Genomic DNA, 12,156 nt, shown 5'->3' with positions numbered 1-12,156 from the left:
GCAGCCACCCTTAGTAAGTCCGAATCTTCGGTTCAAACGTCGGCACCGTCTTCGGCGAGAAGTTCACGGCACGCTTGGTTACGCGCTTGTCACCCGGGAAGTACAGGGTGTGGCACAACCAGTTTTCGTCGTCGCGATCTTCAAAGTCTTCACGAGCGTGAGCACCACGGGACTCTTTACGAACCTCGGCGGCGATCGCCGTCGCTTCAGCCACTTCCAGCAGGTTTTGCAGCTCAAGGGCTTCGATACGAGCGGTGTTGAACGCCTGGCTCTTATCGTTGATCTTGACGTTGGCGATGCGCTTGCGCAGGTCAGCCAGTTGGGCAATACCCTTCTGCATGTATTCGCCGGTACGGAACACACCGAAGTAGTTCTGCATGCAGTTTTGCAGCTCGCGACGCAGGGTCGCTACGTCTTCGCCATCTGTGCGCTCGTTCAGAGCGTTCAGGCGCGCCAGGGCGGCTTCAATGTTGGCGTCGGTGGCGTCATCGTATTCGATGCCGTCGGTCAGCGCCTTCTCCAGGTGCAGGCCGGCCGCGCGACCGAATACCACCAGGTCAAGCAGCGAGTTACCGCCCAGGCGGTTGGCACCGTGAACCGATACGCAAGCCACTTCACCTACTGCGAACAGACCATGGATGATCTCGTCCTGGCCGTCGGCGTTCTGGGTGATTGCCTGGCCATGAATGTTGGTCGGCACGCCGCCCATCATATAGTGGCAAGTTGGAACCACCGGAACCGGAGCAACTACCGGGTCAACGTGGGCGAAGGTCTTGGACAGCTCGCAGATACCAGGCAGGCGGCTGTGCAGCACTTCTTCACCCAGGTGATCGAGCTTGAGCAGTACGTGGTCGCCATTCGGGCCACAGCCGTTACCGGCGATGATCTCTTTAACCATCGAACGAGCCACAACGTCACGGCCAGCCAAGTCTTTGGCGTTCGGAGCATAACGCTCCATGAAACGCTCGCCGTGCTTATTGATCAGGTAACCACCTTCACCACGGCAACCTTCGGTCACCAGTACACCGGCGCCGGCGATGCCGGTCGGGTGGAACTGCCACATTTCGATGTCTTGTACCGGTACGCCAGCACGCAGGGCCATGCCGACGCCGTCACCGGTGTTGATCAGGGCGTTGGTGGTAGAAGCGTAGATACGACCTGCACCACCGGTCGCCAGCACAGTAGCCTTGGCGCGGATGTAAGTGGTTTCACCGGTTTCGATGCAGATGGCGATCACGCCGACGAACTCGCCCTTGCCGTTCTTCACCAGGTCAACCGCGTAGTACTCGTTCAGGAACGTGGTACCGGCTTTCAGGTTGCCTTGGTAAAGGGTATGCAGCAGCGCATGACCAGTACGGTCGGACGCAGCGCAAGTACGGGCAGCCTGCCCGCCTTTACCGTAATCCTTGGACTGGCCACCGAATGGGCGCTGGTAGATACGGCCTTGCTCGGTACGGGAGAACGGCAGACCCATGTGGTCCAGCTCGAACACCGCGGCCGGGCCTTCCTGACACATGTATTCGATAGCGTCCTGGTCACCGATATAGTCGGAACCCTTGACGGTATCGTACATGTGCCAGCGCCAGTCATCGTTCGGGTCGGCGGAGGCGATGGCGCAGGTGATGCCACCCTGGGCCGATACGGTGTGGGAGCGCGTCGGGAACACTTTGGTGATCACGGCAGTCTTGTGACCGCCCTGGGCCAGCTGCAGCGCAGCGCGCATGCCAGCACCGCCGCCACCAATAATGATGGCGTCGAATGAAATAGTTGGAATGTTAGCCATGAATCAGATACCCCAAAGAATCTGCACACCCCAGACGAAGTAAGCGAACATCGCGACGCCGCATACTGCCTGGAAGAGGAAACGTACTGCAGTCGCGGACTTGCCCAGCGCCATCGGCGTCAGGTAGTCAGTCGCGATGGTCCACATGCCAACCCAGGCGTGAGCGCCCAGGGCTACAAGGGCCAGCAGACTGAAGATTCGCATCGCATTGTGGGAAAACAGGCCGTGCCATTGCTCATAGCCGATGCCCGGGTTTGCGACGAGGTATCCGATCAGGAAAATGAAATAAGCCGCGAGAACGACCGCAGACACACGCTGTGCCATCCAGTCATAGAGGCCCGAACGCGACAGATTCGTTACGCTGGTTACCATATCCAAACTCCTGCCAGAACGATCAGCACCACGGAAATGGCGATGATGATTTTCGAGCCCAGGCGGCCGCCTTCCAGCGTCTCACCGATGCCCATGTCCATGATCAAGTGGCGCACACCGGCTACCAGGTGATACAGAAGAGAGGACAGGAGGCCCCATGCTACGAACTTGGCCAGCGGGCTGGTCAAGCATGCCTTCACCTCGGCGTATCCTTCCTCGGAACCCAGGGATTTGCTCAATGCATAAAGCATGATGCCCAAGCCCAGGAACAGGATGATGCCGGAAACACGGTGCAGGAACGACGTAACGCCGGTGATGGGGAGTTTGATGGTCCTTAGGTCTAGGTTTACAGGTCGTTGGCTATTCACGGCTTTTTTTCACACTGAAGAGCCCCTAACAATCAGGGCAAAGTTGTTGGGGAGTGCGACTGGTCAGGTAAGCACCACCCAGGGAGTGCGACCCCCAATGAAAGCAAGCCCAAAAGCCCTTGGCGGTCGGTGGCCGAGTATAGACAGTTAGGTTACTAATGACAACGCGCACACCTCACCCTAATAGCTGATTGCGCTGGCGGGATAAAAGGCGTAAATGGCAGGCAATTTCGACGAAAAAGTACGGTTAAAGCCTTCTGGCGCAAGACTTTAGGCAAATTGACATCTGGATTTATATCAATATAGTGGTGCGGGCCCTGCGTGGGGGGTCTGTCTGATGATTTGAAGCATAAATAGGAGGCCACATGGCTGACAAAAAAGCGCAGTTGATCATCGAGGGCGCAGCCCCCGTCGAGCTGCCCATTTTAACCGGCACCGTTGGTCCCGATGTTATCGACGTACGGGGCCTGACGGCCACGGGCCGTTTTACTTTCGACCCAGGCTTCATGTCGACCGCTTCCTGCGAGTCGAAGATCACCTATATCGATGGTGATAATGGCATTCTGCTTCATCGCGGCTACCCGATCGAGCAACTGGCTGAAAAGTCGGACTACCTGGAAACCTGCTACCTGCTGCTAAATGGCGAATTGCCAACAGCCGAGCAGAAAGCCCAGTTCGTCAGCACCGTGAAGAACCACACCATGGTTCACGAGCAGTTGAAGACCTTCTTCAACGGCTTCCGTCGCGACGCCCACCCGATGGCCGTCATGTGCGGTGTAGTAGGCGCCCTGTCGGCCTTCTATCACGACTCCCTGGACATCAATAACCCGCAGCATCGCGAAATTTCCGCGATCCGCCTGGTTGCCAAGATGCCGACCCTGGCCGCAATGGTTTACAAGTACTCCATGGGCCAACCCATGATGTACCCGCGCAACGACCTGACGTACGCGGAAAACTTCCTGCACATGATGTTCAACACCCCGTGCGAGATCAAACCGATCAGCCCGGTGCTCGCCAAGGCCATGGACCGGATCTTCATCCTCCACGCCGACCACGAGCAGAACGCTTCCACCTCTACCGTGCGCCTGGCGGGCTCTTCGGGTGCCAACCCGTTCGCCTGTATTGCCGCCGGCATCGCCGCACTGTGGGGCCCTGCCCACGGCGGTGCGAACGAAGCCGTATTGACCATGCTCGATGAAATCGGCGATGTGTCCAACATCGACAAATTCATCGCCAAGGCCAAGGACAAGAACGACTCGTTCAAGTTGATGGGCTTCGGTCACCGGGTCTACAAGAACCGCGACCCGCGCGCCACCGTCATGAAGCAGACCTGCGACGAAGTGTTGAAGGAACTGGGCATCAAGAACGATCCGCAACTCGAACTGGCCATGCGCCTGGAAGAGATCGCCCTGACCGACCCGTACTTCATCGAACGCTCGCTGTACCCGAACGTCGACTTCTACTCGGGGATCATCCTCAAGGCGATCGGCATTCCAACCAGCATGTTCACCGTGATCTTCGCCCTGGCGCGGACCGTGGGCTGGATCTCCCACTGGAAAGAAATGCTCTCCAGCCCGTACAAGATTGGTCGCCCGCGCCAGCTGTACACCGGCTACGAGTCGCGTGACATCACCAAGCTGGAAGATCGCAAGTAAGCACTTGATTGTATGTTTGTAATGAGAACGGCCTCCCTTAGTGGAGGCCGTTTTTGTTTGTGTGGCCTGATCTAACGCCATCGCAGGCAAGCCAGCTCCCACAGTCGATCGGGTTCACACAGTCAACCTGTGGGAGCCGGGCTTGCCCGCGATGAGGCCAGCCCAGGCAACACAAAAGACCCAGGCAAAAAAATACCCCAGCCTTACGACCGGGGCATCTCTTATACAGCTGACAACTCAGTGATTAACCGCCCCACTCGCCCCCAGGCCAGTCTGCGAACGCACAAACTGTGGGAAGTACAGCGCGCGCTCTTTCTCTGCCGCCGCCGACTTGTCGGTGATGGAGAAGAACCAGATGCCGACGAACGCAATGATCATCGAGAACAGCGCCGGGTACTCGTACGGGAAGATCGCCTTTTCATGGTGCAGGATCGAGACCCAGATGGTCGGGCCGAGGATCATCAGGCCCACGGCGCTGATCAAGCCCAGCCAGCCGCCAATCATGGCGCCACGGGTGGTGAGGTTTTTCCAGTACATGGAAAGCAGCAGCACCGGGAAGTTACAGCTGGCGGCGATGGAGAACGCCAGGCCGACCATGAACGCAATGTTCTGGCTTTCGAACAGGATACCCAGGCCGATGGCCAATACACCCAAGGCTACGGTGGTGATCTTCGACACGCGAATCTCGTCCTTCTCGTTGGCCTTGCCTTTCTTGATCACGCTGGCATACAGGTCATGGGACACCGCCGAAGCACCCGCCAGGGTCAAGCCGGCAACCACCGCCAGGATGGTGGCAAACGCCACAGCCGAGATGAAGCCCAGGAAGATACTGCCGCCCACCGCGTTGGCCAGGTGCACCGCCGCCATGTTGTTGCCACCGAGCAAGGCGCCCGCTGCGTCCTTGAACGCCGGGTTGGTGCTGACCAGCAGGATCGCGCCGAAGCCGATGATGAAGGTCAGGATATAGAAGTAGCCGATGAAGCCGGTTGCGTACAGCACGCTCTTACGCGCTTCCTTGGCGTCGCTCACCGTGAAGAAGCGCATCAGGATGTGCGGCAGGCCAGCGGTACCGAACATCAGTGCCAGCCCCAGGGAGAATGCCGAGATCGGGTCTTTCACCAGGCCGCCGGGGCTCATGATCGCCTCACCTTTGGGGTGAACCTTGATCGCCTCGGAGAACAGCATGTTGAAGTCGAAGTTGACGTGCTTCATCACCATCAGCGCCATGAACGAGGCACCGGACAGCAACAGTACCGCCTTGATGATCTGCACCCAGGTGGTCGCCAACATACCGCCGAACAGCACGTACATGCACATCAGGATACCCACCAGGATCACCGCCACATGGTAATCAAGGCCAAACAGCAGTTGGATCAGCTTGCCCGCGCCGACCATCTGCGCGATCAGGTAGAACGCCACCACCACCAGCGAGCCACAGGCCGACAGGCTGCGGATCTGGGTTTGCCCCAGGCGATAGGACGCCACGTCGGCAAAGGTGTATTTGCCCAGGTTACGCAAGCGCTCGGCGATCAGGAACAGAATGATCGGCCAGCCCACCAGGAAGCCGATCGAGTAGATCAAGCCGTCGTAGCCGGAGGTGAACACCAGCGCGGAAATCCCCAGGAAGGACGCCGCCGACATGTAGTCACCGGCAATCGCCAGACCGTTCTGGAAACCGGTGATCTTGCCGCCCGCCGCATAGTAGTCCGCCGCCGATTTGTTGCGCTTGGACGCCCAGTAAGTGATGCACAGGGTGGCGCCGACAAACGCGACGAACATCACAATGGCCGAGATGTTCAGCGGTTGCTTGTGCACTTCACCGGTCAATGCGTCCGCCGCCCAAACGGCCGGAGCCAACAGCGAAGCACCGAATAGAGCCAATAGACGCCGGATCATTGCGCAGCCTCCTTGAGAATCGCATTGTTCAGGTCGTCAAATTCGCCGTTGGCCCGACGCACGTAGATGCCGGTGAGAATGAAGGCCGACACAATCAGCCCGACGCCCAGGGGAATGCCCCAGGTAATCGAGGAACCGGGGCTGATCTTGGCCCCCAGTACTTGTGGCCCGTAGGCAATCAACAGGATGAAAGCGGAGTAAAGCCCTAGCATGATCGCCGAGAGAATCCAGGCGAACCTTTCCCTTTTCCTGACCAGCTCCTTGAAACGCGGGCTGTTTTGAATCGAGAGGTAAATGCTGTCGTTCATTGTTTTTATCCTCGCAGCACAGCTTTTTATTATTTTGGAACGTATCCACTGTATGCGGCTGCGCAATGGGTTCCAGACGACCTTAGTAGTAGATCGAGCTTAGCGAGGATTTGTAAAAAATGTAGGAGCGAGCTTGCTCGCGAAAAACGTCAACGATAACGCATTCATTCTGGATGATCGCGGTGCCTATGCGTTCTTCGCGAGCAAGCTCGCTCCTACAATTGGGGCGGGGTTATTTAGCGGTCCATTCGGCGACGCGCTCGGGGTGCTTGGCTACCCAGTCCTTGGCCGCGGCGTCCGGCTTGGCGCCTTCTTGAATCGCCAGCATGACTTCACCGATTTCATCCTTGGAGGCCCACTGGAATTTCTTCAAGAAGGCCGCGACTTCCGGCGCTTTCTTCTCCAGGCCCTTGCTGCCGATGCTGTTGACCGTTTCAGCAGCACCATAAATCCCTTTTGGGTCGTCCAGGAAACGCAGTTTCCACTTGGCGAACATCCAGTGCGGCACCCAACCGGTGACCGCAATCGACTCCTGCTTGTCTTCGGCACGGGTCAGTTCGGCAATCATCGCCGCACCCGAGCTGGCTTGCAGTTTGTAGTCCAGGCCATATTGCTTGATGGCTTCGTCGGTCTTGAGCATTACGCCTGAACCGGCGTCGATGCCGACGATCTTGTTCTTGAAGGTGGTATCGGTCTTGAGGTCTTCGATGGACTTGGCCTTGACGTACTCCGGCACGATCAAGCCGATCTTGGCGTCCTTGAAGTTGGGGCCGTAGTCGACCACCTTGTCCTTGTTCTTGGTCCAGTATTCACCGTGGGTTACAGGTAGCCAGGCGGAGAGCATGGCATCGAGTTTTCCGGTGGCGACGCCCTGCCACATGATCCCGGTGGCAACCGCTTGCAGTTTTACGTCGTAGCCGAGCTTTTGCTTGATCACCTCTGCCGCCACATGAGTGGTGGCCACGCTGTCGGACCAGCCGTCCACGTAGCCGATGCTCAGGGTCTTGCTGTCGGCACTGGCCAGTGAGGAGCCCATCGCAACTACCAGAGTGGCAGCTGCGCCCAAGAGTCGTCGCATCTTCATAGTACTTCCCCGAAAGTGCTGCGCCCGACGGATGCCGAGCGACGTCAAACTGTTGTTATAGGGTGCACCGCGCCCCCTTCACGCGCATCGATCCGGTTGCTGAGGCATCAGTGGAGTACTGACAGTTTTATCTTCAACCTGCGTAGGCATTTGCCCTGCTCTGTCAGCGACCTTGGTTGAGCAAGAAACGACATCACATCGCCAGTAGGACGCTTTGTAGGCGTTATCGCCAGAATCCCGCCCGAAGTTTGCATGTCAAAATTATGCAGCCGCACTGGGCTGCGGCAAATCCGGGTAAGATGCGCGCCTTTGCTCCCCCAGATAAGCCGACCATGCCCGCGACTGCCCGCTTCCCTGCCCTGCCCTATTTCTTTGCCTTGATCCTCGGCGTGCTTGCCCTTGCCGGCTACTGGTACGGCCTCGGCCGGCCCGTGGTATTGCCGGACGTCGCCAGCGCCAGCCATAAGCTGCAATGTGCGTCCTACACACCGTTCGACAAGGACCAATCCCCGTTCGATCAGCCGTTCAGGTTGCGCCCCGAGCGCATGGACGCCGACCTGGCGCTGCTCGCCACGCGTTTTGAATGCATTCGCACCTATTCCATGACCGGCCTGGAAGCCCTGCCGGACATGGCGCGCAAGCATGGGTTGAAGGTGATGGCCGGGGCCTGGGTCAGCAGTGACCCCGTGGCGACTCAAAAAGAGATCAACGAGTTGATCGCGGCGGCCAACGCCAGCCCGGACGTGGTGACCTCGGTGATCGTCGGCAACGAAGCCCTGCTGCGCAAGGAAGTCACTGCCAAGCAACTGGTGGCGCTGATCCATCAGGTTAAAAGCCAGATCAAGCAGCCCGTCACCTATGCCGATGTCTGGGAATTTTGGTTGCAACACCCGGAAATCGAGCCGGCGGTGGACTTCCTGACCATTCACCTGCTGCCGTATTGGGAAGATGAGCCATCCGGCATCGACCAGGCGCTCAAGCACGTGGGCGATGTGCGCCAGACCTTCGGCCATAAATTCGCGCCCAAGGACATCGTGATCGGCGAAACCGGCTGGCCCAGCGAAGGTCGCCAGCGCGAAACCGCCGTGCCCAGCCGGGTCAATGAAGCCAGGTTCATGCGTGGCTTCGTGGCCATGGCCGAAGCCAATGGCTGGCGCTACAACCTGATCGAAGCCTTTGACCAGCCATGGAAGCGCGCCAGTGAAGGGGCTGTGGGCGGTTACTGGGGGCTGTTCGATGCAGACCGTCAGGACAAAGGCGTTCTCGCAGGCCCTGTGACCAATGTGCCGTACTGGCCGCTGTGGCTGGGCGTCGGCGGGCTCATCCTGCTTGGCACCCTGGTGCTCGGCGGCCGCGTTCGCAGCCCGCGCTCTGCGTTAATACTGCCATTGCTCGGTGCCGTGGCGGCATGTTCCATCGGCAGTTGGGCCGAACTGACCCGCGTTACCGCGCGCTTCAACGATGAATGGGTATGGGCAGGCTTGCTGGTGGTGTTGAACCTGCTGGTGCTGGCGCACGCCGCCCTGGCCCTCAGCGCCCGGGAAGGCTGGCGTGAGCGCGGGTTCCACTGGCTGGAGCAGCGCGCCGGCTGGCTGGTGGCAATCGCCGGGTTTGCCGGTGCGGTGATGATGCTGGCGCTGGTGTTTGACCCGCGCTATCGCAGCTTCCCAAGCGCAGCGCTGGTGCTGCCGGCCCTGGTGTACCTGGTACGCCCGGTAACCGGGCCGCGTCGGGAGATTGCATTGCTGGCCTTTATCATCGGTGCCGGCATTGCGCCGCAGTTGTACCGTGAAGGGCTGTTGAACCAGCAGGCCTGGGGTTGGGCAGTGGTCAGCGTGCTGATGGTTGCGGCTTTGTGGCGTTGCTTGCGAGTGCGCAAGGCTTGACACCGCTATCGCAGGCAAGCCAGCTCCCACCGTTGATTGGGTTCACACATTTCTATCTGTGAGCACGGTCAACTGTGGGAGCTGGCTTGCCTGCGATGAGGCCACATCAGGCCCCGCGCGGCTTCCTGACCAACCGCAACCCCGCAATCACCACTGCAAACACCGCAAACGTCGTGTTGTACAACGCCAGCGCCGGCAACCCGAACACCAACCCCACCACCGCCAACGCCCACCCCGCACGCCCCGGTACAAAAAAGCCCAGCACCGAGGTGATCAACGCCGCCCACCCCAACAGCTTGAAATGAATCATCAAACCCAAATTCGAACGCACCTGGCACTCCCAGCGGCTGGCCTCATCCGCACAGATGCCAACCCATTGCCCATCCTCCATGAAGCCATAGCGTGCGGCATAACTGGCGGCCAGCCATAACGGCAGGGCAATAAGCAGCAGGATCAACGGCAAACGACGGGACATGGGGCACTCCGATAGGCAAAAACGGCGCCCAGCTTAATCCCACGGCGGCCGTTAGCAAGGTGTTCGCACAGATATCTGTTCAACAAAGCATGGCAAAGTGTATCGTCTCGCTACTATTACCCCGATTCCGACGTTTTTTTCCGACTTTTCGTGCCGAGTGCTGGCACTTCGGTGACAAGGCGGTGGTCATAGCCTGCGAACTTCATTCAGCCCGTTCCTCTTAGGGATTAAGTCATGCTCCGTTCCTTGCGCTGTGCTGCCTTGCTGGGCAGCCTATTTTTGAGTGCGTCAGCACTGGCCGTCGATATCGACCAAGCCAGCTATGGCTACCCTTTGACCAACCCGTTCGAAGCGACCATCGCCACCACACCTCCCGATCTGCGGCCAACCCTGCCGACCGATGACGAGATCAACCAGTCCGACTACACCCTGACGATGCGCCCCGAGCGCGAGTTCAGCCTGCCGGACAATTTCTGGGCGGTGAAGAAACTCACCTACCGCATTGCCAAGCAGGACCGCGCCGCGCCTTTGATCTTCCTCATCGCCGGCACCGGTGCACGCTTTGACAGCAGCATCAACGAATACCTGAAAAAACTGTATTACCAGGCCGGCTACCATGTGGTGCAGCTGTCCTCGCCGACCAGCTTCGACTTCATCAGCGCCGCTTCGCGCTTCGCCACCCCGGGCATCACCCAGGAAGACGCCGAAGACATGTACCGCGTGATGCAGGCCGTGCGCGCACAGAACGCCTCGTTGCCCGTGACCGATTTCTACCTCACCGGCTACAGCCTGGGCGCCCTGGATGCGGCGTTTGTCAGCAAGCTGGACGAGACCCGCCGCAGCTTCAACTTCAAGAAAGTGCTGCTGCTCAACCCGCCGGTCAACCTCTACACCTCGATCACCAACCTCGACAAGCTGGTACAGACCGAGGTCAAGGGCATCAACAACAGCACCACTTTCTATGAGTTGGTGCTGAGCAAACTGACACGTTACTTCCAGCAAAAAGGCTACATCGACCTTAACGATGCCCTGCTTTATGACTTCCAGCAGTCCAAGCAGCACCTGACCAATGAACAGATGGCCATGCTGATCGGCACCTCGTTCCGCTTCTCGGCCGCCGACATTGCCTTCACTTCGGACTTGATCAACCGACGTGGCCTGATTATTCCGCCCAAGTACCCGATTACCGAAGGCACCAGCCTCACGCCGTTCCTCAAGCGTGCCCTGCAGTGCGACTTCGACTGCTACCTCACCGAACAAGTGATCCCAATGTGGCGCGCGCGTTCCGATGGCGGCAGCCTGCTGCAACTGATCGACCAGGTCAGCCTCTACGCCCTCAAGGACTACCTGCGCGACAGCCCGAAAATCGCCGTGATGCATAACGCCGACGACGTGATCCTCGGCCCTGGCGACCTGGGCTTCCTGCGTAAAACTTTCGGCGATCGCTTGACCGTCTACCCGCTGGGCGGCCACTGCGGCAACCTTAATTACCGCGTCAACGCCGACGCCATGCTGGAGTTCTTCCGTGGCTAAATATCTTCTGCTGCTCGCCGCACTGATGTGCGCAGGCGGGGCCAATGCCGACAACAGCAAGGCCCAAGAACCCGTCAAGGTCGATGCCGACGGCTTCAAGGAGCCGCTGACCAAGCTCAAGTTCAACCCAGGCTTGGACCAGCGCGAATTCGAGCGTTCCACGCTCACCGCGCTCAACGTCTACGACCCACTGGAGTCGTGGAACCGCCGCGTGTACCACTTCAACTATCGCTTCGACCAGTGGGTGTTCCTGCCGGTGGTGAACGGTTACCGCTATGTCACGCCGAGCTTTCTGCGCACCGGCGTGAGCAACTTCTTCAACAACCTGGGCGATGTGCCTAACCTGATGAACAGCTTGTTGCAGCTCAAGGGCCACCGCTCCCTGGAAACCACCGGGCGCCTGCTGGTCAACACCACCATTGGCATCGCGGGCCTGTGGGACCCGGCCACCGCCATGGGCCTGCCGCGCCAGAGCGAAGACTTCGGCCAGACCCTGGGCTTCTACGGTGTACCGGGGGGTGCTTACCTGATGCTGCCGATCTTCGGCCCGTCGAACCTGCGTGACACCGGCGGCCTGCTGGTGGACTACAGCGCCGAATCGCAGATCAACTTCCTCAACGTGTCTGAAGTCAGCTCCAACCACCCGGAAGTCTGGGCCCTGCGCGCCGTGGACAAGCGCTACCAGACCAGCTTCCGCTACGGCCAGATGAACTCGCCATTCGAGTATGAGAAGGTGCGGTATATCTACACCGAATCGCGCAAGTTGCAGATCGCCGAGTAAACAGCAGCGATAAAA

General features: G+C 59.1%; 11 protein-coding genes. 4 read left to right on the top strand and 7 right to left on the bottom strand.

The annotated features are described in order from the left end of the window. Positions 1 to 10: 10 nt before the first annotated feature. From sdhA to sdhC, 3 genes are read right to left on the bottom strand one after another with little or no spacing between them, the layout of a single operon-like run. Entirely contained in the window at positions 11 to 1,783 is a 1,773-nt protein-coding gene (gene sdhA, locus E1K68_RS09535) for a succinate dehydrogenase flavoprotein subunit (RefSeq protein WP_034135179.1), read from the bottom strand. A gap of 3 nt (positions 1,784 to 1,786) precedes the next feature. Next, a complete protein-coding gene (gene sdhD, locus E1K68_RS09530) occupies positions 1,787 to 2,155 on the bottom strand; it encodes a succinate dehydrogenase, hydrophobic membrane anchor protein (RefSeq protein WP_003172805.1) in 369 nt (122 codons plus the stop codon). Continuing rightward, entirely contained in the window at positions 2,149 to 2,523 is a 375-nt protein-coding gene (gene sdhC / locus E1K68_RS09525) for a succinate dehydrogenase, cytochrome b556 subunit (protein WP_003190005.1), read from the bottom strand. Before sdhC ends, sdhD begins: the two co-directional genes overlap by 7 nt. Positions 2,524 to 2,888: 365 nt before the next feature. Between sdhC and gltA the strand changes: the two genes are divergently transcribed. After that, the gene (gene gltA, locus E1K68_RS09520) at positions 2,889 to 4,178 is read left to right on the top strand and encodes a citrate synthase (protein WP_003190003.1); all 1,290 of its coding nucleotides are present in this window, start codon (positions 2,889 to 2,891) and stop codon (positions 4,176 to 4,178) included. A 237-nt stretch (positions 4,179 to 4,415) separates the two neighbouring features. On the opposite strand, the gene E1K68_RS09515 is transcribed toward gltA, so the two are convergent. The 3 genes from E1K68_RS09515 to E1K68_RS09505 form a co-directional block, all read right to left on the bottom strand. Continuing rightward, positions 4,416 to 6,074 (bottom strand): cation acetate symporter, encoded by a 1,659-nt coding sequence (locus E1K68_RS09515; RefSeq protein WP_003190002.1) that lies wholly within the window; start codon positions 6,072 to 6,074, stop codon positions 4,416 to 4,418. After that, complete coding sequence (locus tag E1K68_RS09510) at positions 6,071 to 6,382, bottom strand: DUF485 domain-containing protein (protein ID WP_003190001.1); 312 nt, start codon at positions 6,380 to 6,382, stop codon at positions 6,071 to 6,073. The genes E1K68_RS09515 and E1K68_RS09510 overlap by 4 nt, the downstream gene beginning before the upstream one ends. A gap of 232 nt (positions 6,383 to 6,614) precedes the next feature. Then, entirely contained in the window at positions 6,615 to 7,466 is an 852-nt protein-coding gene (locus tag E1K68_RS09505; protein WP_003189999.1) for a glycine betaine ABC transporter substrate-binding protein, read from the bottom strand. 332 nt (positions 7,467 to 7,798) lie between these two features. On the opposite strand from E1K68_RS09505, the gene E1K68_RS09500 reads away from it, so the two are divergent. Beyond that, positions 7,799 to 9,352 carry a glycosyl hydrolase family 17 protein gene (locus E1K68_RS09500; RefSeq protein WP_034135178.1) on the top strand — a complete coding sequence of 518 codons (1,554 nt, stop codon included), beginning with the start codon at positions 7,799 to 7,801 and terminating at the stop codon, positions 9,350 to 9,352. Positions 9,353 to 9,458: 106 nt separating this feature from the next. Here E1K68_RS09500 and E1K68_RS09495 read toward each other — a convergent pair whose 3' ends face one another. Next, positions 9,459 to 9,827, bottom strand: a complete 369-nt coding sequence (locus tag E1K68_RS09495) for a hypothetical protein (protein ID WP_014717724.1) — start codon at positions 9,825 to 9,827, stop codon at positions 9,459 to 9,461. A gap of 234 nt (positions 9,828 to 10,061) precedes the next feature. Between E1K68_RS09495 and E1K68_RS09490 the strand changes: the two genes are divergently transcribed. After that, a complete protein-coding gene (locus tag E1K68_RS09490; protein WP_034135177.1) occupies positions 10,062 to 11,360 on the top strand; it encodes a serine/threonine protein kinase in 1,299 nt (432 codons plus the stop codon). Beyond that, entirely contained in the window at positions 11,353 to 12,141 is a 789-nt protein-coding gene (locus E1K68_RS09485; RefSeq protein WP_212614002.1) for a VacJ family lipoprotein, read from the top strand. The genes E1K68_RS09490 and E1K68_RS09485 overlap by 8 nt, the downstream gene beginning before the upstream one ends. Positions 12,142 to 12,156 lie beyond the last annotated feature (15 nt).

Source organism: Pseudomonas sp. B2021 (assembly GCF_018135665.1).
GTDB lineage: Bacteria > Pseudomonadota > Gammaproteobacteria > Pseudomonadales > Pseudomonadaceae > Aquipseudomonas > Aquipseudomonas lactis.
Note: the sequence above shows the minus strand (reverse complement) of the source record. Positions and strands in the feature narration are given on the sequence as shown.